Raw genomic sequence first — 21,518 nt, 5'->3', positions numbered from 1 at the left:
AAACACCTACTCAAGGAATGAGGACCCCATGCACAGACGCATCTTCAGCCGCAGACATCTGTCGATGGTGCTCGCGGCCCTGGTCGCTTCGGCGGCGACACTCGTCGCCCACCCGGCTCAGGCGGCTTCCAGTGGCGCCTTGCGCGGTGTCGGTTCCGGCCGGTGTCTCGATGTGCCGGGCGCCAGCCAGACCAACGGCACGAACTTGCAGATCTACGACTGCTGGGGCGGGACCAACCAGCAGTGGACGTTGACGGACAGCAACCAGCTCACCGTGTACGGCAACAAGTGCCTGGATGTTCCGGGACACGCCACCACCGCCGGTACCCGGGTGCAGATCTGGACGTGTTCCGGCGGTGCGAACCAGCAGTGGCGGGTGAACGCCGACGGCACGATCGTCGGCGTGGAGTCCGGACTGTGCCTGGACGTCAGCGGCGGCGCCACGGCCAACGGCACGGCGGTGCAGCTGTGGAACTGCAACGGCGGCAACAACCAGAAGTGGACCGGCCTGTCCGCGCCGCCGGGCGGCACGTGTGCTCTTCCGTCGACGTACCGGTGGAGCTCGACCGGCCCGCTGGCGCAGCCGGCGAACGGGTGGGCTTCGCTGAAGGACTTCACCACTGTGACGCACAACGGCAGGCACCTGGTCTACGCGACCTACTCTGACGGATCGTCGTGGAAGTCGATGGCGTTCAGTCCCTTCACGAACTGGTCGGACATGGCGTCGGCCACCCAGATCGGGATGAGCCAGGGCGCGGTGGCTCCCAAACTGTTCTACCTCGCGCCCAAGAACATCTGGGTGCTGACCTCGAATGGGTGGGGTACCCAATGGCCCTTCGTCTACCGCACGTCGAGCGACCCCACCAACCCCAACGGCTGGTCCGCGCCGCAGCCGCTGTTCACCGGCAGCCTCCCCGACGGCAGCGCGATCGACCCGACCCTGATCGCCGACGGCCAGACCATGCACATGTTCTTCGCCGGTGACAACGGCAAGATCTACCAGTCGACCATGCCGATAGGGAACTTCCCGGCCAGCTTCGGCTCGTCGTACACGACGGTCATGAGCGACACCGTGAAGAACCTGTTCGAGGCGCCGGAGGTCTACAAGGTCCAGGGCCAGAACCAGTACCTCATGATCGTTGAGGCTCGGGGTGCGAACGAGAACCGCTTCTTCCGCTCGTTCACGGCCTCCGGCCTGAACGGTCCGTGGACCCCGCAGGCCGCCACCGAGAGCAACCCCTTCGCGGGCAAGGCCAACAGCGGTGCCACTTGGACCAACGACATCAGCCACGGTGACCTGGTCCGCACCAACCCCGACCAGACCATGACCATCGACCCGTGCAACCTGCAGTTCCTCTACCAGGGCCTGTCCCCCGACACGCCGTCGAACACCCCCTACGTGCAACTGCCGTACCGGCCGGGCCTGCTCACCCTGCAGCGCTGATGACCTGCCTGATCCACGGCTCGACGAACCCCAGCCGCATGTCGGCTGGGGTTCCTCTCTTCGTGGACTCTCATCGTGGGTACGGACCGAAGGTCAACCCGGCAAAGCGGCGACGTGGGCCCCCTCGCGGACGAAGACGGGAACGCGTTCCAGCGGGGCGTCCGCTTCGAGCGTCGTACCGCCCTCCACCACGTGTTCGGTGACCGGGTCGAGCCAGCGGGTGCCGGAGGGCAGATACACCCGGCGGGCCCGGGCGCCCGGCTCGTACACGGGTGCCACCAGCACATCGGGGCCGAGCAGGAACTGGTCGTCCACGTCCCAGGCGTGCTCGTCCTCGGGGAAGTCGAAGAACAGCGGGCGCATCGGCGGGGCGCCGGTGCGGTGGGCGTCCTCGGACAGCCTCCTCAGGTACGGGCGCAGGCGCTCGCGCAGCAGCAGGTGGTCGCGGAGGATGCCGTACGCCTCCTCACCGTACGACCAGACCTCGTTCGGCCCGCCGGTCATGTCCGCCGAGAAGGTGGGGTGGTGGGGCTTGCGGTCCCCGTGCAGCCGCATGACGGGGCTGAAGGTGCCGTACTGGAACCACCGGATCAGCAGCTCACGGTACGCGGGGTCGTCCGGGTCGCCGCCGCCGAAGCCGCCGATGTCGGTGTTCCACCAGGGGATGCCGCTCATCGCGACGTTCAGCCCGGCCCTGATCTGGCGCGCGAGGGAGTCGAAGGTGGCGGGGATGTCGCCGGACCACAGCAGGGCCCCGTGACGTTGGCTGCCCGCCCACGCGGAGCGGACCAGCGACAGCGGCCGGTCCTCGCCCGCCGCGCGCAGGCCGTCGGCCACGGCGCGGGTGTGCAGCAGGGGGTAGAGGTTCGCGACCTCGGCTGTCGGCCCGGCCGCGTAGACGGCGCGGTCGGCGACCTCCCGGGGCAGGTCCGGCTCGCAGGCGTCCAGCCAGAAGCACCCCACGCCCACCGAACGATAGTTGTCGTTCAACCGCTGCCACAGCGCGGCGCGTGCGCCGGGGTGGGTGGCGTCGTAGTACGCCATCGGGCGTATCAGCGCATCCCCGCTGTACCGGGACGGCCAGGGGAAGGTGAGCAGGCCGCCGTCCGCGTCCCGTACGAGGTGGCCGGCCGAGCGCAGGTCGTCGTAGGTGTCACTGCCGGGCTCGACGGTGGGCCACACCGAGACGGCGAGTTTCACACCGAGGTCCGTCAGCTCCTTGACCATGGCGGCGGGGTCGGGCCACTCGCTCTCCTCGAACCGCCAGTCGCCCATCCTCGGCCAGTGGAAGAAGTCGCAGACGATGACGGACAGCGGCAGTCCGAGCTCCTTGTACTGCCCAGCCACCGTGAGGAGTTCGTCCTGGGTGCGGTAGCGCAGTTTGGACTGCCAGAAACCGGACGCCCACTGGGGGAGGAGGGGCGGGCGTCCGGTGGCCCGGGTGTATGCGTCCATGATCTGGGCCGGGGTGTCGCCGGCGGTGATCCAGTAGTCGACGCGCCCGCCGGCGTCGGCGGTCCACCGGGTGGTGTCGGCACCCAGTTCGACACGGCCAGTGGCGGGGTTGTTCCACAGCAGTCCGTAGCCGCGCGAGGAATGGAGAAAGGGGATGGCGGCCACGGTGTTGCCCTGGACGAGGTCGATCACACAGCCCTTCTGGTCCAGGCGGCCGTGCAGATGCTGCCCGAGGCCGTGCAGCCGCTCACCGTCATAGGCCTCGAAATGCTGCTCCGTCCGGCCGCCCGCCGCGTGGACGCGGGGACCGGCATGGTGGGTGTACGGGGTCCTGTCGGCGAGGAGTTCACGGCGCGAATCGGTGTGCAGGAACCTCAGCCGGCCCTGGGCCGAGGCCTCGACGGTGAGGCGGCCGTTGACCAGGCCGGCGGACCCGTCGTCCGCCACGGACAGGTCGGCCTCCGGAGAAGGCGAGGGACTCTCCAGCGCGCCGGGGGCGGCAGGATCGATGGCCCCGGACGATGCCCGCACCCGGACCGCGTGCGGCCCCCAGGGCTCGATACGGAGGATTTCATCGGCGGTGTGGCGCTCCAGCCCGCCCGCGCGGATGGTGTACGGCAAGGTGATTCCTCTGTTGCTCGCAAGGGCGCGGACACGTACATCCGTGCGGCGCCATGGCCACGGTGGCCGGTACAGTCCGCGGCGCTCGACGGCACCGGCCACCTGGGATCAGTGGGTCTTGACGTAGGTCATCCGGCGGTCAGAGCAGTCCACTTCTGGTTGGAGCCGCCGTGGCAGTCCCACAGCTGGAGCTGCGTGCCGTCGGCTGTGGAGGAGCCCGGAACGTCCAGGCAGCGACCGGAGGCGGGGTTGCGGTAGCCGCCGTTGTAGGGCTGCCAGACCTGGTTGGAGCCGCCGTGGCAGGCCCAGAGCTGCACCTTGGTGCCGTTGGCGGTGCCCCAGCCGGCGGCGTCGAGGCACTTGCCCATGGAGCGCAGGGTGCCGTTGGTGTAGAGCGACCAGAGCTGGTTGGCACCGCCGCTGCAGCCCCAGATCTGGACGGCGGTCCCGTCGGCGGTGCCGGCGCCGTTGACATCCAGGCACTTGCCGGCGATGCCGGACTGCACGCGTGCGGGCGCGGGGGCGGGGTTCCTCAGCCACCCTGCGCTGTCCGCGGCCTGGACGCCGCGGTGGAAGGCGTCGGCCATCTTCTGGTAGCCCGCGTCGTTGGGATGCAGGGGGTCAGCCAGGTCGGCCGTGGTCAAGCTGCTCATGTCGACGTATGCGACGTGGTTGCCCGCGGCCTGTGCGTCGCTGACGATTTGGCGGGTGGCCTGGTTGTACGCGCCCCGGAACCGCTCCTCCGAGGCGCTGGTGGACACGACCAGGGAGGCGACGAGGACGGTCGCGTCGGGGACGTCGGCGGTGATCTGGTTGACCAGCGACTTCAGCCGGGCGATGGCGGTGTTGACCTCGGAGGCCCCTTGGAGGTCGTTGGTGCCGATATGCAGCGTCACGACGTTGGGCCGGTAGCGGGTCAGCGAGGCGTCGGCGAGGGCGGCGATCTGGTCGATGCGGTATCCGGAGTGGCCTTCGTTGTCGGGGTCGGACATCGAACCGCCCCGCACCGTGCCGACGAAGTCCAGCAAATGGCCGTCCGCCGCAAGCTTGTTCCACAACGGCCCCCGGTAGCCGTTGCCCGTACTGCTCCCCACACCCCAGGTTATCGAGTCGCCCAACGGCATGACCCGCAAGGGCGTGGTGGAGCCGGCGGAGGCAGGGGTCACACCTGCCGCAGTCACCCCGAGCACGGCAGCGACAAGCGAGATCAGGGTGAGAACCCAGGACTTTCTCATGCAGCGTCCTCTTTTGCGAGTGAGTGATGAATCAGCGTGGCTGATCGCCGTTCGTGTCAGCAGCTCGGCCGTAGCGCCTTCCCATCGGCGTCGCCGGCCGCCTGACGTACCGGCAGAGCGGTGTGGATGGGGAGACTCTGGCGCACCCGTATAGATACCACGATCCCGACCGGGACATCCCATGAATACTCAGAAATCGGAGATCGGTGGCAGGGCGGTGAGTCCGGCGCTGTTTCGCGCCAAAGGCGCTGCTCCAACGGTCTGTTCGCCGCTCTCTCCCTCGCCGGTATCGACCCGGGGGACATCCTATGTCTGGTTGCTGGTGTTCAGTCCCGCCGATCGCGCCCCACCTGGGTCCGCAGGGACAGGTCCCGCTCACTGGCCCGCATCGGACTCGACTGGAGATTCCCGCCGTCCGGTCCCAGGTGGAGTGGTTCGGCGCGGGTCCGGGCGAGGCCTACCCCTACTCGCGTCGGGCAGTTCGCGTCGGACGTTGGATCAGAGTGAATGCTGCTGTTGCCACTGCGTGGGGATTGATCTGTTGGCGACGGGGACACCAGTGTGACTGGGTCGACGCGGTCGTTCGTCGGCCTCAGACGCGGCCGACGTGGGGAAGCCCGGGGGCCGTCTCTGTATCCGTGACGCACTGTAATCGTCGACCTGTAATGGCGATCTCATCAGCCTGCGCTGCGAGGGACCGCGGGCTTGTACCGATTAGCACGCAGTCAGCCCCGTGCTGGTTCGGTGCTGACTTCGACGGTCGGAACTGTGGAAGGCTGCAGGTCCTAGCTCCGATCGAATGAGTTGTCGTACCACTCGATGGTGGTGCCGATGAGGCTGGCGGCGACGATGCGCTTGAGATTGCTCGGTGTCGGGGGAGCGGATGCTGCGGAGGCCATGTGCGCCACTTCCTCGTGTGCGGTGGGGACGATTGTGTGTCGCCACACCGTAGGAACCCGCAGGTCAGAGGCGTATGTGGTGGGACACCATAGTTCCGAGGGCTGGAGTGCGTGCTGCCACCATGGAGGCGGTGTTCGTTGGCTTCAGGTCGGTGCCGACGGCACAGAATGGGGGATGTCCAAGTTGCACTGTTGCGGCACGTTTGGAGGCCCCGTGCTGGCTCCCGTGCTGGTTCGGTGCTGACCAAAAGCCCATGCCATCACCTGTCCTCACCTTTCCCGTGCTGACTCAGCAGCAGGTGCCCGATCAGCGGCTCGAAGGCGTCGAGCTGGAGTTGCCTGTTCTGCGCGGCCATCGTGATCGGCAGGACCTTCTCTGGGCCGAAAGGTGTGGCGCGAGGTCGAGTCGGACGACTTGGCGCAGTTCAGCGCCGGTTCCGTTGAAGGCGGAGGTCCGGTGCTCCCCACGGCTGGGATACGAGCCGCTTGCCGCCGCGTGAACCCGAACTGGGTGCGGCGCTCGGCTGCGAGGACGTCGGCGTGCTGGGCGACCGCCCGGCGGTCCTGCCCGGTCTCGCAGGCAAGCAGCAGTGCCAACACGGTCCGCTCCTCGCGCAGGTCGACCGGCGGGTGGAACCTGCGTTCGGCAGGCAGGCCGCAGGTGCGGCTGAAGGCGTTGGGTCAGGGGACCGTGTGCCTCCCGCGAAGCCAGGCTGCGGTGCCATGACGGGGTCGTTCACGGGTACGCCGCCGACGCCCGCTGCATGGGCGGAAGTCGGCTCGCGGGTCAGCCGGAGCGGGGATGAGCCAGGTCACGCCATAGCGGAGCCATCCGGTCGCGGATGGCGTTACCTCGTGCACAGCGATCTCATTGGTTGAGAGTTCACCCACTGAGGTAGATCAAGTAAGGCTCGCCTAAGTATAGTGACCGAGTCCCCATTGCCCACCTCTGGCGCGCAGGGGCTCACATCACCCTCTCTCGCGTGACAGGACCTCCCATGCGTACGACCCCCCGTGGCGTCTTCGTGGCTCTCGCTCTCACTCCGCTGCTCGCAGGCTGTTTCGTGTCCGGCGCAGAAGGATCCGGTTCGGATAGGGAAGGCGGGTCGGCCGGTCGGCTGAGTGTCGCGCTCGCCCGGCCGCCGGTGCAGGCACTGTCCCCGTACAGCGACGACGCCACCTTGCTGGGCAAGCTGTCCGTCGTCGAAGGACTCACCGCCCTGGACAAGAACGGCGCCGCAGCCCCCGCGCTGGCGAAGTCCTGGAAGCAGACCAACCCCACCACCTGGACCTTCGAGCTGCGCAAGGCGACCTTCCAGGACGGCACGCCGGTCACCGCAGAGTCCGTCGTCAACGCCCTCGACCACGCGGACGCCGCAACGCCCAAGCCCCGCGTCCTCAGCGACGTCACCCTCACCGCGAAGGCCGACGACGCCGACACCGTCACCATCAACACGAAGGCCGCTGACCCCGTGCTCCCTCTGCGCCTGGCCAGTCCGGTGCTGGCCATCCTCGCCCCCAAGGCGTACGCGAAGGACGGCACCGCCAGCGCGATCGGCACCGGAACCGGCCCCTTCAAGGTCACCAAGCTCACCGGCAAGTCCAAGGCCACGCTCGACCGCTACGACGGCTACTGGGGCGGCAAGGCCAAGGCGCCCGGCATCGAGGTCACCTGGATAGCCGACGGCACCGCCCGCGCCAACGCCCTGCGCAGCGGCGACGTCGACATCGCCGAGTGGATCCCCACCGCCCAGGCCAAGCTGCTGGACGCGGAAACCCGTCACGAAGTGCCGTCCGTACGGACGGACAGCCTCATCCTCAACACCGGCAGCGGCATGTTCACCGACCCCGCGCTGCGCTCGGCGGCCCGCGAGGCCGTGGACGGCTCCGCGCTCGCCGACTCGATCTTCAGCGGCTACGCCGACCCCGCGCAGGGACTGTTCGGACCCGCCGTGTCCTGGGCGGCCGACAAGCGTGTCGAGGTCACCGGCCGTGCCAAGGCCGCGACGACCGCGCAGGTCAGGTCCAAGACGAAGGGCACGGTCCTGCGTCTGGCCGCCTTCACCAACCGCGCGGAACTGCCCGAGTCCGCCACCGTGCTGCAGCAGCAGCTGGAGAAGGCCGGGTTCACCGTGAAGCAGGACGTACGCGAGTACACACAGATGGAAGCCGACCTCCTCGCCGGCAAGTACGACGCCCTCGTCATGTCCCGGGTGGTGCTCCTCGACACCGGTGATCCGGTCGCCTACCTGGCCAGCGACTTCAAGAGCGACGGCGTGTACAACATCGCGCGTCTGAAGGACTCCAAGGTGGACCAGGCCATCAAGTCCGCCGCCGAGGACGGCGACGTGACGAAGCGGCAGCAGAAGATCATGGCTGCCGAGGCGCAGATCCTGCGCACCGACGCCGTCGTCCCGCTCGTCCACGAGAAGGTCGTCCAGGGCATCGCCACCGACGTCGAGGGCGTACTCCTCGACCCGCGCGAGCGCTCCCTGATCGACGTCGACACCCACCTGAAGTAGCGGCCGATGAGCATCATGTCGGCCGGTACCGAGGCCCGCCCGTCCCGGTGGCGGGCGGGCCTCGGCCGCCTCGCCGCCGGGACCGCGCTGCTGACGGCCGTCGCCCTGCTGCCCTGGCTGTCCGGCAACGACCCCGCGCTGACGGTCCTGCGGGCCCGCTCCGCCGACCAGGATCCGACCCCCGCGCAACTGGCCGCTGTTCGGCAGCGACTGGGGCTGGACGAGGGGACGTTCACGCATCTTGTGCACTGGCTGGGCGGCTTGCCGCAGGGTGACGCGGGCATATCCTGGGTGTCAGGTGAGGCGGTGCTGCCCCAGGTGACGAGCGCCTTCGCGGTCTCCGTCACGCTGATGCTCGGGGCGCTCGTCGTCACCATCGCGGTCGCCGCGCTGGTCAGTGCCCACACCCTGTATCTCGGCTCCCGGCGACGACTGCACCGGGCGACAGGCACCATCGGAGTCGCCGTCCTCGCGGCGCTGCCCAAGTTCCTGCTCGCCTCACTCCTCGCCACCGTTTGCGGAGTGTGGCTGGGCTGGTTCCCTTCCAGCGGGTGGGAGGGACCGGCGTCGATGGTGCTGCCCGCGCTCGCCCTCGGTGTCCCCTCCGGGGCGATGATCGGCGGTCTGCTCGACCAGTCGCTGCCCGCCGCCTTCAACGAGCCGTGGGCCCGGACCTGGCACGCCTACGGCTTCGCACCCAACCAGGTCGCCCGGCACGCGCTGCGCCGCACCGTGGCCGGTGTCCTTCCGCAACTCCTTCCGACCGTCGTGGGGTTGGTCGGCGGTGCCGTCGCGGTGGAGAAGATCTTCAACATTCCAGGGCTCGGCCGCCTCGCCCTGGACGCCGCCATCGCCCAGGACCTCCCGCCCCTGCAGACCGCGACACTCGCCCTCATCCTGCTCGGCGTCGTCGCCGGCCTCCTCATCCAGGCCCTGCGCCGCGCCCTGCTCGGCCCAGCCCTACGGGACGGAGCCCTGCCCACCCTGCACGCACCGGCCCTCCGGCGAGGGCGCTCCACCCGCTGGGCCACCGTGGCCTGTGCCCTCGCCCTGCTCACTCTCGTCACCGCCGGACTGCTCCGAGATCCCCTCCACGTGGACACCGCGGCCCGACTGCTCCCGCCCTCAGCCGCACACCCATTGGGCACGGATGCGCTCGGCCGCGATCTGCTGGCCCGCCTCGGCCACGGAGCGCTGCGCACGGTGGGCGTGGCCCTCGCGGTGACCGCGGTGTGCACGCTCACCGGGCTGCTGCTCGGTATGGCGGCACAGGTGGGCGCGGGGCTCACGGAAGTGGTGTCGACGATGCCTGCTGTCCTCGCCGGAATGTTGACCACGGCGGTGACCGGTCCGTCGGCCTCGGGTGCCGCCCTCGCGGTCTGCCTGGTCGGCTGGACCCCGTACGCAACCCAGGCCGCGGCCCTGCTGGAACAGGAACGGGCCAGCGGCCACATGCTCGCCTCCCTCTCCTTCGGCGCCGGCCGGGGCTACCTCCTCCGCCACCACCTGCTCCCCGCCGTACTGCCCCCCGTCCTGCGCAACGCGCTCCTGCGCCTGCCCACCACGGTCCTCGTGCTGGCCTCCCTCGGCTTCCTCGGTCTGGGCGAGCAGCCGCCCACCGCGGAATGGGGCCGCCTGCTGTCGGAGAACCAGCCGTACGCGGAACTGGCGCCCTGGACCGTCCTCGGCCCGGCATGCGCACTCGTCCTGCTCTCCGTTCTCGCCCTCTCCGGCACGGACGCCGCGGCTGTGCGCAGCCCGGCGTCGGTCCGGGGCCGGATGTCCCGTCGGTCCCATAGGAGAGGTGTGCAGGGGAAGGACAAGGTTATTGCCGGGCGAACTGAACCCCGGTCGGTTGTATGACGCTCGGCCACATCGCGGTCCCGGTGATGGTCAATGGGTGCGGCGACACCTGACGCGTCCCGTGTCGGCCGGTGCCCGAGTTCACGCAGCCGCCGGAGCCGGGGCCGCCGCCGGGCTGCAGCCAGAAGCCGTTGACGACGCGGATTCCGTGCGCGGCGGCGGTGTCGAGCAGCGGCTTGGTGGAGGCGTCGGTGCCCCAAGTGGATCGTGTTGAGGCCATGGACTTGTGGAGGCGTCGGTGCCCCAGGTGCGGATCGTGTTGACGCCCATGGACTTCACGTCGGGCATGTACTTCGGGGCATCCGCGATGGCGGGGCCCCAGGTCAGCCCCTTGACGGTGGACGGCTGCCCGCCTTGGTCAGTTGCCAGTTCCCCTGTGTGCCGGTGACCTTGACCGCTCCTCCGGCGGGCGGTGTGCCGTCCGTGGTTCCGTACACCTGGAACTCCCACAGGGAGTAGCCGTAGCCGCCGGACCGCTCGGTGCCCGGCATGCGCACGTAGCGGCCGGAGCCGGAGACGGCGATTTCGTCCGTGCCGCCGTCGCCGCCGGTCACGGTCTTCAGGGTTCGCCAGTCCGTGCCGTTGTCGGACGCCTGGATCTGGTAGCTCCTGCCGTACGCATCCTCCCAGGTCAGCACGGCACGGCTGAGGTCGGACCGCTGTCCGAGGTCGACCTGTATTCACTGCGGGTCGCTCCACCGGCTGGCCCAGCGGGTGCCGGTGAGGTTGCTGTCGACGGCCGCCGAGGGGGCGTATCCGTCGCCCTCCTGGGACGAGGCGGTGGCGGGTCTGCCCTGGGAGAGCAGGGTCTGCGCGGCCTGTGCGGGCGGGGCGGCGAGGGCGAGCGACGACGCCACCGTGCGCCGAGGCAGAGCAGTGGGACGGCGCGGTGGCGGGCTGGTCTGCGGTACGAGGGGGCTGTGGACACGTCTGCTCATGGCGGGTTGGGGAGAGCCAACGGCGCGGGGGCTGCGGAAGCATCGCGTGATGGCCCCTCCGGGCCGGGCGCGGGGTTGTCCTCCGGCCCGGAGGGGAGTCGTGGCCGACGGGTGGACCGGTCAGGGGTAGGACACGACGGTGGACGGCACGGTCGAGGTGCCTGCGGGCACCGTGGAGGCGCCGGTGTCGTTGATGACGTGGTGGTAGTGACCCATGCCGCCGAGGGAGACCACGAGGAGGCTGTGGAACCTCACTCCCGGTTTGACGGGTGTCTTGAAGCCGTGGTCCTGGCGGATGTTCGGGTCGACGTTGTAGTTGCAGTAGCTGCCCAGGCCCCATGCCTCGTGGGTGTCGACCGAGTCGTCGACCCGGTAGGCGGCGTACCCCTTCGTCGTGCCGTTCTGGATGGCGGCCTGGTTCGGGGCGTCGTACGCCTTCTCGTTCTGGTAGAAGATCGTCCGGCCGCGTTCGCCGTACCACTCGACGTCGTACTTGTTGAAGTGTTCGACGAACAGGCCGGTGGCCAGGACGTCGTCGCCGTTGACGCGGACGCCGTAGTCGGCCCGGTTGGTGTCCCAGCCGACGCCGTCGCCGTGGTCGGCCCGCCACACCCAGGTGTGGTCGATGATCGTGTCGTGGCTGTTGACCACCATGCTGGTGGTCGCCTTGCCCGCGCCTGCGCCGCCGATGCGGATGTAGACGTCCTGCACGGTGGTGGGGTCGGCCGCGTGGTCGGCGGACGCGCCCTGCGGGCCGATCTCCAGCAGGGTCGGGGAGTTGACCGGTCCGGCGTCGATGAGGAAGCCGGCGAGCCGTACGCCGTCGACGTCGGCGACCTTCATGGCGGTGACCCCGTTGTCCGGGATGATCGTGGCGAGGCCGAGACCCAGCACGATGGTGTCGGCCCGCTCGACGTTGATCGTCCGGTCGACGTGGTAGACGCCCGGGGTGAACAGCAGGTGCAGGCCCTGGGCGAGCGCGGCGTTGATGGTGGCGGCCGTGGCGCCGGGCTTGACGACGTAGAACTTGCTCAGCGGGATCGACTCGCCCTGCGGGGTGCCGTTGGCCCAGGTCGTGCCGCGCGCGTTGGTCCGCTTGGCGGGCGCGAAGACCTTGTACTCGCTGCCGTCCAGGTAGAGGAAGGGCTTCTCGCGGGAGATCGGCGTCGTGTCGAGCGTGGTGTAACGCGGCTCCGGGAAACTGGTGGCGGGAGCGCCCTCGACACCGGAGAAAACCTGGTTCCACACGCTGTTGGACCAGCCGCCGATGGAGCTGTCGCGGGTGTACCACTGCTGCTGCGAGTAGTTGCCGACCTGGCCGTCGATCCTGCTGTCGGCGATGTAGCCGCCGCTGGCCCAGCCGTAGCCGTTGGGCGCGAGGTTGAGGCCGCCCTTGACGTGCATACGGCGGAACGAGGCGGCCTGCGAGACCGCCCACCGGTTGGTGCCGTTGACCGGCTTCACGGCGAGGTTCTCCGCGCCGCGCCAGAAGTTCTGGGTGGCGTTGCCGTTGAACCAGCCGGCGTCGACGGTGATGTCACCGTTGATCGTCGTGTCGTCGGGGCGCAGGCCCAGGCCGGCGATCTGGGTGTAGAAGCCGATCTGGGCGTTGAGGTTGTTATAGGTGCCCGGCTTGAAGAGGAAGGCGTGCCGGCCGGAGCCGAACTGGGCCGACTCCTGCTCCTTGAAGACCTGGTCCAGCTTGGCCTGGATGCCGGGCGTGGACGGGTCGAAGACGTGCACGTTCGGGCCGAGGTCGCCGCCGCCCGGGATGATCGGGCCGGGGTCGTCGCCGGGGGTGCCGTACACCTTGAACTCCCAGAGGGAGTAGCCGTAGCCGGTGGCGCGGGCGGTGCCGAGCATGCGGACGTACCGGGCGGTGCCGGAGACGTTCACGGTCTCCGTGCCGCCGGCGCCGGTGGTGGTGGAGTAAGCCGTCGACCAGTCCGTGCCGTTCTGGGATGTCTCGATGCGGTAGGACTTGGCGTAGGCGGCCTCCCAGCGCAGCTCGACCTGGCTGAGAGATGCCGGGGCGCCGAGATCGAGGCGGATCCACTGCGGGTCGGAAGCGGCGCTGGACCAGCGGGTGCCGTTGTCGCCGTCGACGGCCGCGGTCGCCGGGGTGCCGTAGTGCTCCTGACTGGAGGCGGTGACCGGCTTGCCCTGGGACAACAGCACGGGCGCGGCCTGGACCTGTGCGGCGGGGACGACGGCGAGCAGGGCGGCGGCCAGGGCGGTGACCAGGACGCCGACGAGACCGCGGCGGCCGGGTCTGCGCGGCACCGGCGCCGCCGGGGGTATGCCGACAGCGGGCATGGGGAGACTCCTTGACACGGGGTGACTGGGAGAGCGCTCTCCGGAACCCTGCCCGCCGCAGCGGGCGCGGTCAAGGTTCCGGACAAGGCTTTTCTTTTGACTTTCATTAAGTACCGGTTGGTGTTTTGGACCCTTCGGGGAACCGGGGCGTAGGGCTCTGTTCCGCAATCGGTGGTGACCGCCCTTGTCGCGAGCTGCACGGCCGAATCGGCGGGGAAGGGGGCGGCTCACGCCGTTCCTCCGGCCGGTCCCGGACGCCTGCGCGCACGCCATTGCTGTGGCGTGGTGGCGTGTCACGTGCGTAGACCACGGGCGGGCTCGTGCACAACACTTTTCTGCATGTCGCGATCGCTCCGGACCTGGTCTTTGTTCGGCCAAGCGAACGTCGGCGGGAGGGGGCGGACGCGCGGGGCCCGCCGCCTTGTCAGTGCGGCACAGCCGGATGTATAACGTTGTAAAATTCAGCGCACAGGGGCTCGGCGCACGGCTCACGGGGGACGATGCCGACCCAACACCGACACCTGAGTCGGGCCGCTCGGAAGGGGATGGACGTGCGGGTCAGCCTCAAGGACGTCGCCGCGCACGCGGGGGTCTCCATCAAGACCGTTTCCAACGTGGTGAACAACTACCAGCACGTCACCCCCGCCATGCGGGAACGCGTCCAGCGGTCCATCGACGCACTCGGTTACCGGCCCAACCTGGCCGCCCGGCACCTGCGCAAGGGACGCACGGGCATCATCGCGCTCGCCCTGCCCGAACTCGGCAACCCCTACTTCGCCGAACTCGCAGCCGCCGTCGTCGACGCGGCCGCCGAGCAGGACTACATCGTGCTGCTGGACCACACCGGCGGACGGCGCGAACAGGAGGTCCTGGTCAGCCAGGGCTTCCGGGCCCGCGTCATCGACGGGCTCATCCTCAGCCCCATCGAGCTGGAGACCGACGACCTGCGCGACCGGACCGAGAGCGTGCCGCTGGTCCTGCTCGGGGAACGGGAGTACGACCTGCCGTACGACCACATCGCCATCGACAACGTCGCCGCCGCCCGTGCCGCCGTCCGGCACCTGATCGGTCTGGGGCGTCGCGAGGTGGCGTTCATCGGTGCCCGGCGCGGTCGCAGCGAGCCGGCACAACTGCGCGTCCGCGGCTGGCGCGAGGAGCTGACCGCGGCCGGGCTCCCGGCCGACGACGGTCTCGTCGCCGCCACCGACGGCTGGGGGCACGCGGACGGCGCGGCGGCCATGACCCGCATCCTGGAGGCTGGACGGCGTCCCGACGCCGTGTTCGCCTACAACGACCCCATGGCCATCGGGGCGATGCGCGTGCTGCACGAAAGGGGGCTGCGGGTGCCCGAGGACATCGCCGTCGTCGGTTTCGACGACGTGGTCGAGGGACGGTTCGGCGCGGTGACCCTCACGTCCGTCTCACCGGACAAGGAGGCCATCGGCCGCCTGGCGGTGGAGTCGGTGCTCGCCCGTCTCAGCGGGAAGGCTGCCGATCCCCGGCGCGTATGGGCGGACTACCGGCTGGTCGAGCGGGAGAGCACGCTGGGACGCCGCGCGGCGAACCACGGCGCGAACGGCTGACCCAAGCGAACCACGGCGCGAACGGCTGGCCCAAGCGAACCACGGCGCGAACGGCTGGCCCAAGCGAACCACGGCGCGAACGGTTGACCCAGCCGGGGAAGCGGTGAGCGGACCGAACCGGGCGGGCCGTCTCCGGCTGTGACGGCGCGCGCCTTCGAGCCGTGCGCCGTCAGCACGTTCCGGACAACAGCGCGGCGGCGATGCCCGTCAGACGCTCTGTCAGCACGTCGCGGTCGTCCGTCATGCCGCGTTCCAGCCAGTCGATGATCACCTCGCTGACGCCCGCGACGAGCGTGAGCATCAGCCGATCGTGACGCACCCGATCGCGCGGCCGGGGGACGGACCGGCGGAGCAGCCTGCCCATGACCTCGGCGTCCTTGCGCAGCACACCACGGCGTCGCAGTTCCATGCGCGGGGCGTTGATGTAGATGACCCGCGCGGAGTCCGGGTGCTCCAGCAGCATGGTCACCAGGGCCGTCATCATCGGCCGCGGCAGGGCGTCGAGGTTCTCCGGCTCCTTCGGGGCCGCCGCCGAGACCCCCGCCAGCAGCCAGTCGTTCTGCTCACGGTGCACAACGAGCAGCACATCTTCGCGATCGGTGAAGTGCTCGTAGAAGTAACGCTTCGACACGTTCGCGCGGCGCAGACCTCGGCGACCCTGACGTCGTCGTACGAGCGGGCTGGCGAACAGCTCCAGAGCCGCCCGGCTGATCCGTGCCCGCCGGTCGGCCGCGCGCTCCTGGCGCGACTGCCCGCCGTAGAGGTCGCTCCGCGGGCGTGCGGCCCGTGCCTGCTCCACCACCCGGTACTCCCTCTCCCGCCACGGTGCTTCCGCCCGCCGCCACGGCGGGACGGTCTCTCTCCCGCGTCTTCTCAGATACGACGGCGGCCGTCGCCGCCGGACCGGGGTGGTCGAACGAGGGAGAACACCGGCGTTCCGGAGAGGAGGCAGGGAAGGAGGCCCCGGAGAGTGCCACCCATCGGTCACGCCGGGACCGGTGGGCGGCCGGTCACGACCGGGACCGCGGGCCGGGCGACGCGGCCGGTGGACGAGCGTGCGATCTGCGCCGCGCTGCCTCAGCGCCTGCCGCGGTCGGAGACCAGGGCCGTGCCCTGGTCCTGCGCCTCCACCTCCAGGATCCTCGGTGCCGGTCTCCTGCCCGGCCGACGACCGGGCACCTCGCGCTCCTCGCCCGCAGCAGCCGCAAACGGTCATCGGCCGGGCCTGATCGGCTGAGTCCATGGTCATGGACCACAGCGAGTACGAGAAGGCGATGCCGATCGTGGCAGCCCACATGGCGAAGCTCGAGCGGGCGGTCGACCGGACCCAGAGCCTCACACGCCGGGCAACCTTATGCGGCAGTCCATAAGGCGCTTGTTGAAGCGCTGCAAGATGAGGACGCTCAGCGTGTCGTCCCGCAGGTGATCGAGGAGTTGGCGCGACAGATCTCTGAAACCCTGGCGAGCCCCCGTCCCGACACCCACACCTGACATCAACGGCGGCAGACAGCAGGAGCCCTGGGCAACCCGCGGCGGCCTCACACTCCGAGCGTCTGAGGTCCCCGAGGCCAGGTGGATCGAACTCCTAAAGCGGTGGCTCCCTGACAACCAGCGGCAGCGGCCAGCCGGCGCAGGCCACTAGTGCGCTGCCGTCCTCGGTGAGAAAGAGCAGGGTGGTCCATGTCCGATCGGCAGAATCGATCAGCCCCGTGCGCACGGGCCGGCCATGTTCGCGAATGAGTTGCACTGCTCGTTCCAGCCCAAGAGGTTCGAGCCCGTGCATCCGCATGCGCTGAAGACGGCGCTTGAAGACTCCGGCATGCTGGCCTGCGGGTTGTGCCCGATCTCCCACCCAGTAGGTGGCGCCGCTGCGGAGGGTGGCCAGAGCTATCACGGACGCCTCGTCATCACCAGCCAACAGCGCTTCCAGCACACGCCGTTCCATGGTCACCCCCGTTTGGACCTTGCGACTGGGCCCGACGAAGCTGCATCACAGCCGTTGTACAGGTCAGGGCCCAACCCGCCTGCAATGATCGCAGCTTCCCAGGCTGATAGTCCGACCACGCGTACGGCCGCCGGGCGTGGTGCCAGCACGGCTGGCGCGCATGCCTCGCGAAAACCCGGCTGCTCCCAGGACGCTCTGAGTTAGGCTCGCGATCTTGGCATGTATCCGCCATCAACCTTGTGGGATTTATGGGAATTTCATCTGTTGTTTCCGTACCGCGCAGAGTAGCGGGCGTGGTGTTCGCGACGGCACTGCTCGCAGGAGGATCGGTTGGCTGTGGAGGGGACAGCAAGAGCGATTCCGCGGTTGCGGACCCTTCCACGGTGACTCCAGCGGCGGCTGTGGCGAAGGCGGCGAAAAACTCCGAGGACATCACGTCGCTCCACTATCGGATCCGCGGGACCGTGCCGTCGAAAGGCCGTCTGGCCGCCGAAGCCTCCATGCACACGCAACCGTTGGCCATGAGTATGACAATGACCGGCGCGGCGTACGCTGATGGAAACGGGCAGGTGAGGATCCGGATCGTCGACGAGGTGATGTATGTCGGCGGGAGCGCGGTGCGTTTCGAAAAACTGAAAGGCAAGGACTGGCTTACCGCTGCGCCGGCTGTGTGGGGGCGCGGTGGGGTGGACAACCAGTCCTACGGCGTGCTGCCCAGCCAACTGCAGGTGAACCCGGCCGCGCAGTCCATGCTCCTGGCCGGCTCCAAGGACCTGCGGCGGATCGGGACCGAGACGGTCGACGGCGCCAGGACCACGCACTACAGGGGGACGGTCGACAGGGACGGGCTGATCGGCGAGCGGCTGGATCAGTTCATACAGCTGGAAGTCTCCGAACCGCTCACCATGGACCTGTGGATAGACGGTGACGACCGCACCAAGCAATTCCGCATGCGAGCCGAGCACGACGACATGTTCCCCGGTACCGGAGACGGGCCGCTCGACCTGACCGTCACCTTCCTCGACATCAATCAGCCCACGACCATCGAAGCCCCGCCGACCGAGGACACCACCCCGCTCGCGGACAACGCACTGGAAGGCTGAGCGTCACCTGGGCGGAGGAGAACACCTGGCACGTCGCCCGTCTCAGTTCCCATCTCATTCAGCAGCGTTCGGGCCGTTCAGATGAGACTAAGCCCGTAGCCGCCCCAGCGACGGGTCACTCGTGAACGCAGGTGCATGCCTTGCACGAGCTCCGCTGGACCACCACCACAGTTGGAAAGCGTGCTGGACGGTGGGCTGTCAGCGCGAGGCTTACCGTCTGCCTCATGGCGAATGGACCCACTGACAACTGGCGTGCCTGGACGGCCGAGACAGCCCGCGAGGTAGCGGCCGGGACCTTGACCCCGGAGTGCGCTGGCGATGCGGGTCTCTACTCCGAGTCGTTGCTGCGGGCGACGGATGCCGTCCTGGAGGCGTTCGAAGACGAGGTGCGCGCGCTGCAGGAGCCGTATGACGAAGTTGTCTTCGGGACTGTTGAGCGGGTGGTTCTCGCACTCAACGCGATTGATGAGGACGGCCGGCACGGCGGCGCCGGCTTCTGCACGGGAGAGCGGGAGCAGTTGTGCGAATACATCGATATCACCCTCACCGAGCACGGTGTGGACGTGGGTGCTTTAGCGGCGAGGCGGGGCGTCGCTCGGTCGGAGATCACAGATCGCTGGCGCGAATGGTGATATGCGTGCTGTACAGCAGCCCCAGCAACCGTCTCCGTCCAATAGAGCCGTTCAGGGGCCTGGAAGTGGCCGGAATGACTGCTGCTGAACGGTCTGGCTAGAGAGGACGAGCCTGAGTGGATCAGCTACTTCGATGAGGCGATGCCTGCAGAAGCCGCCCCCTGCTTCCGAGACGTCGACAGGGCCCACGAGGCGGTAGCCCATGCCGAGAACGCCATGAGCGGCAGCCACGTACGAAGCGACTTCTTCGCGACCATGGTCCTCGCCGATGCTCACTTGCGCGCAGGGGACGTCGAGGAGGCGTGCCGTGTCGCTGTCGACGCCATGGATCTCGGTGAGCAGCTGAAGTCTGCGCGATGCATCAGCCACCTCGCCGAATTCCGCCAGAACCTGATCGCGGCCGCCCCCAGTGCAGCAGCGCGTGACCTTGCAGAGGAGGCGCGAGAACACCGGTTGGGTTGCTGCGGGAGCGTAGGTCTTTCGGCAGGCCCCCTGGAGCCCATTGGTGCAATGCTGCAGGTGGACCACCAGCCGCGCCTACGGCTTGTCCGACGGTCTGTCCCATCACCATTCCAATGGCTACAGTGGATTTCCTGTTACGTCCGTAGTCCTCGTAGCCGAGGGCTCTCGGGGGCGTCGGAAGGCTCCGGTCTTCCGGCCCGTCATCACGACACCCTCGGAGGGCATATGGAAGTAGCGGGTTGGGCGGCAGTGGCTGTCGGCTCGATCGCGGGAGGTGTGACCGTTCTCGGCTACCTCGCCGATCAAGTCCCAGGACTGTCGAACAAAATGATCAAAGCTGTGCGCTCGGTTCGGGCCGTTAAGGACGAGGTGAGGCGCAAGCGCTGATCAGGGGCGGTTCCCTGGTGCGTCCCCCGTCGCCAGGGACCCCTTCCCCTGCTCAGTTACACCCAACGCCCCACTTGCGTCGGCGAGTCCAAGAGCGGACCACTCCTCGGCTTCAACGTAGGTGTGGCACCTGCGCTGCTCCGATCGCCCTCTACGACAAGCAGCCGCTAGAAGGCACTCCACAGGTCGCGTCCTGCGCCTATTCCGCGGAGACCGCACACGTCGGGCGAACTCGGCAGCGGAACGCTCACTCGTGCCGACCTGGTGTCCCAGCCAGGCCACCATCAGCTCCCGCAGGTCGGCCAGCGTCTCGTATCCAGGTGAGTTCCTGGGGTCGAAGCCGTACCGGTGGATGCGCCGCGTACTCGGCCTTGCTGTGCCAGCCGTATTGGGCGCAGTAGATCGCGGTCAGGATGAGATGCGATGGCAAGGCCCCGGGCGAGCTGCGGTCGGCGTGCCCGACAACGCGTCAGGTGATGTGGTGTCTCCGTGCGGGTGCGGGTGCGGGTGCGGGTGCGGCGTTCGGCGGGAGTCAGGGCTCAAGCAGTGCCTGGCGAGGTGGCGTTGTCCGCGCTGTCGGCGGCGGACGGGGGTGCTCGAGGGGTGCGGGCGAGGTCACATGTCGGTTACGCGGCGGAGGACTTGGCCGAGGGCCGGAGAACGGCTTCGGAAGAGGCCTGTCTGGAACGTATGCGTTTCAGGGAAGTGCCTGCTCAGCGCGCGCTCGAGGTCGAACCGCGGAATGTCGCCGACCGTGTGTTTCCGTCAACTCGCCCTCGAGATGGGCCCGTTCACGGCCTCCATGCCCCCTCCGCATGTGGCGCGTGGGGGGTTTACAGCCTCCTTCCAACGATGTAAAAACCTGCTTGCGGCGGACCGGACAACGTCCTGCGCCGGGGGAGAAGCACCGCCCTCGTTCGTCTTCCAGCTCCCCAGTTCCCTTTCAGCGTCACAGCTACATAAGGATCGGGGTCACCATGCACCGCACCAGTCACCGTCCTCACCTTCTCGCCCGTCCCGTGGTCGTGGCCCTGGCCGCCGCGGTGGCCCTGACCGCCACCGCCTGTACCAAGTCGGAGGACGACGCCTCCGACACGCAGCAGTCCTCGACGGCCGCGGCCGACACCGAGCAGAAGGTCGTCACGCCGAAGCCCGGCAGCAGGAGCTGCACCATCGACGCCTACGGAGCCGAGAAGATCGACCTGAAGAACGCGACTGTCGGCTTCTCCCAGTCGGAGAAGGAGGCCAACCCGTTCCGCATCGCCGAGACGCAGTCCATCAAGGACGAGGCCGAGAAGCGGGGTGTCAAACTGCTGACGGCCAACGCCCAGTCGCAGTTCTCCAAGCAGATCAGCGACGTGCAGGACCTGCTCGCCAAGGGCGCCGACCTGCTGGTCATCGCCCCGCTCAACTCCGACGGCTGGGACCCGGTGCTGCAGGCCGCCGCCGCCAAGAAGGTCCCGATCATCACCATCGACCGCAAGATCAACGCGGAGCCCTGCAAGGACTACGTCTCCTTCATCGCCTCGGACTTCGTCGAGCAGGGCCGGCGTGCCGCCGACCAGATGATCGAGGCGACGGGAGGCAAGGGCGAGGTCGCCATCCTGCTCGGTTCGGCCGGGAACAACGTCACCACCGAGCGGACCGAGGGCTTCAAGGAGCGGATCGCCGAGAAGGCCCCGGACCTGAAGGTCGTCTTCGAGCAGACCGGTGACTTCGCCCGCGAGAAGGGCCAGCAGGTCACCGAGCAACTGATCCAGTCCAAGCCCGGCATCAAGGGCATCTACGCGGAGAACGACGAGATGGGCCTGGGCGCGGTGGCCGCGCTCAAGGGCGCCGGCAAGAAGCCCGGCGACATCAAGATCATCACGGTCGACGGCACCCGCAACGCCGTCCAGGGCCTCGTCGACGGCTGGATCAGCGGCGTCATCGAGTCCAACCCGCGCTTCGGACCGCTGGCGTTCCAGACGCTGGACACCTTCACCAAGGGCGGGAAGGTCCCCCAGGACATCATCATCCAGGACAGCGCCTACGACGCCGACAACGCCAAGCAGGACATCGGCAAGGCCTACTGATCCTGCCCGGAGGACCGGGCGGCGACCGGGCCCTCCGC

At 68.8% G+C, this 21,518-nt stretch carries 13 protein-coding genes and 1 pseudogene; 7 read left to right on the top strand and 7 right to left on the bottom strand.

Annotation, left to right across the window (positions count from 1 at the left end; translation table 11 throughout):
* Positions 1 to 28 precede the first annotated feature (28 nt).
* Complete coding sequence (locus ACIHAR_RS12760; protein ID WP_400019078.1) at positions 29 to 1,444, top strand: non-reducing end alpha-L-arabinofuranosidase family hydrolase; 1,416 nt, start codon at positions 29 to 31, stop codon at positions 1,442 to 1,444.
* A gap of 93 nt (positions 1,445 to 1,537) precedes the next feature.
* On the opposite strand, the gene ACIHAR_RS12755 is transcribed toward ACIHAR_RS12760, so the two are convergent.
* Positions 1,538 to 3,520, bottom strand: a complete 1,983-nt coding sequence (locus tag ACIHAR_RS12755) for a TIM-barrel domain-containing protein (RefSeq protein WP_400019076.1) — start codon at positions 3,518 to 3,520, stop codon at positions 1,538 to 1,540.
* A gap of 128 nt (positions 3,521 to 3,648) precedes the next feature.
* On the bottom strand, positions 3,649 to 4,755 hold the full coding sequence (locus ACIHAR_RS12750) for a ricin-type beta-trefoil lectin domain protein (RefSeq protein WP_400019074.1): 1,107 nt from the start codon (positions 4,753 to 4,755) through the stop codon (positions 3,649 to 3,651).
* Positions 4,756 to 6,652: 1,897 nt separating this feature from the next.
* Here ACIHAR_RS12750 and ACIHAR_RS12745 point away from each other — a divergent pair.
* Together ACIHAR_RS12745 and ACIHAR_RS12740 are read left to right on the top strand one after the other, a co-directional pair.
* Positions 6,653 to 8,176 carry an ABC transporter substrate-binding protein gene (locus ACIHAR_RS12745; protein ID WP_365466675.1) on the top strand — a complete coding sequence of 508 codons (1,524 nt, stop codon included), beginning with the start codon at positions 6,653 to 6,655 and terminating at the stop codon, positions 8,174 to 8,176.
* Positions 8,177 to 8,182: 6 nt separating this feature from the next.
* Positions 8,183 to 10,039 (top strand): ABC transporter permease subunit, encoded by a 1,857-nt coding sequence (locus tag ACIHAR_RS12740; RefSeq protein WP_400019071.1) that lies wholly within the window; start codon positions 8,183 to 8,185, stop codon positions 10,037 to 10,039.
* Positions 10,040 to 10,118: 79 nt separating this feature from the next.
* On the opposite strand, the pseudogene ACIHAR_RS12735 reads toward ACIHAR_RS12740, so the two are convergent.
* Positions 10,119 to 10,916 (bottom strand): annotated as a pseudogene (locus ACIHAR_RS12735) (discoidin domain-containing protein); the annotation flags it as partial.
* A 181-nt stretch (positions 10,917 to 11,097) separates the two neighbouring features.
* The gene (locus ACIHAR_RS12730) at positions 11,098 to 13,293 is read right to left on the bottom strand and encodes a discoidin domain-containing protein (RefSeq protein ID WP_400019069.1); all 2,196 of its coding nucleotides are present in this window, start codon (positions 13,291 to 13,293) and stop codon (positions 11,098 to 11,100) included.
* A 551-nt stretch (positions 13,294 to 13,844) separates the two neighbouring features.
* Here ACIHAR_RS12730 and ACIHAR_RS12725 point away from each other — a divergent pair.
* On the top strand, positions 13,845 to 14,876 hold the full coding sequence (locus tag ACIHAR_RS12725) for a LacI family DNA-binding transcriptional regulator (RefSeq protein WP_365466681.1): 1,032 nt from the start codon (positions 13,845 to 13,847) through the stop codon (positions 14,874 to 14,876).
* A gap of 169 nt (positions 14,877 to 15,045) precedes the next feature.
* On the opposite strand, the gene ACIHAR_RS12720 is transcribed toward ACIHAR_RS12725, so the two are convergent.
* Both ACIHAR_RS12720 and ACIHAR_RS12715 read right to left on the bottom strand, forming a co-directional pair.
* Positions 15,046 to 15,678, bottom strand: a complete 633-nt coding sequence (locus tag ACIHAR_RS12720; protein WP_400019067.1) for a TetR/AcrR family transcriptional regulator — start codon at positions 15,676 to 15,678, stop codon at positions 15,046 to 15,048.
* A gap of 783 nt (positions 15,679 to 16,461) precedes the next feature.
* Positions 16,462 to 16,809, bottom strand: a complete 348-nt coding sequence (locus ACIHAR_RS12715; protein WP_400019065.1) for a hypothetical protein — start codon at positions 16,807 to 16,809, stop codon at positions 16,462 to 16,464.
* Between the two features lie 266 nt (positions 16,810 to 17,075).
* On the opposite strand from ACIHAR_RS12715, the gene ACIHAR_RS12710 reads away from it, so the two are divergent.
* Both ACIHAR_RS12710 and ACIHAR_RS12705 read left to right on the top strand, forming a co-directional pair.
* On the top strand, positions 17,076 to 17,924 hold the full coding sequence (locus ACIHAR_RS12710) for an LppX_LprAFG lipoprotein (protein ID WP_400019156.1): 849 nt from the start codon (positions 17,076 to 17,078) through the stop codon (positions 17,922 to 17,924).
* Positions 17,925 to 18,148: 224 nt separating this feature from the next.
* The gene (locus ACIHAR_RS12705) at positions 18,149 to 18,556 is read left to right on the top strand and encodes a hypothetical protein (protein WP_400019062.1); all 408 of its coding nucleotides are present in this window, start codon (positions 18,149 to 18,151) and stop codon (positions 18,554 to 18,556) included.
* A 51-nt stretch (positions 18,557 to 18,607) separates the two neighbouring features.
* On the opposite strand, the gene ACIHAR_RS12700 is transcribed toward ACIHAR_RS12705, so the two are convergent.
* Positions 18,608 to 19,084 carry a hypothetical protein gene (locus ACIHAR_RS12700; RefSeq protein WP_400019060.1) on the bottom strand — a complete coding sequence of 159 codons (477 nt, stop codon included), beginning with the start codon at positions 19,082 to 19,084 and terminating at the stop codon, positions 18,608 to 18,610.
* 1,298 nt (positions 19,085 to 20,382) lie between these two features.
* Here ACIHAR_RS12700 and ACIHAR_RS12695 point away from each other — a divergent pair.
* Positions 20,383 to 21,480, top strand: a complete 1,098-nt coding sequence (locus ACIHAR_RS12695) for an ABC transporter substrate-binding protein (protein WP_400019058.1) — start codon at positions 20,383 to 20,385, stop codon at positions 21,478 to 21,480.
* Positions 21,481 to 21,518 lie beyond the last annotated feature (38 nt).

The sequence above is a fragment of the Streptomyces sp. NPDC052016 genome (assembly GCF_044548445.1).
Taxonomy (GTDB): Bacteria; Actinomycetota; Actinomycetes; order Streptomycetales; family Streptomycetaceae; genus Streptomyces.
The sequence above is the reverse complement of the archived record's forward strand: the minus strand, read 5'-3'. Positions and strand labels throughout refer to the sequence as shown.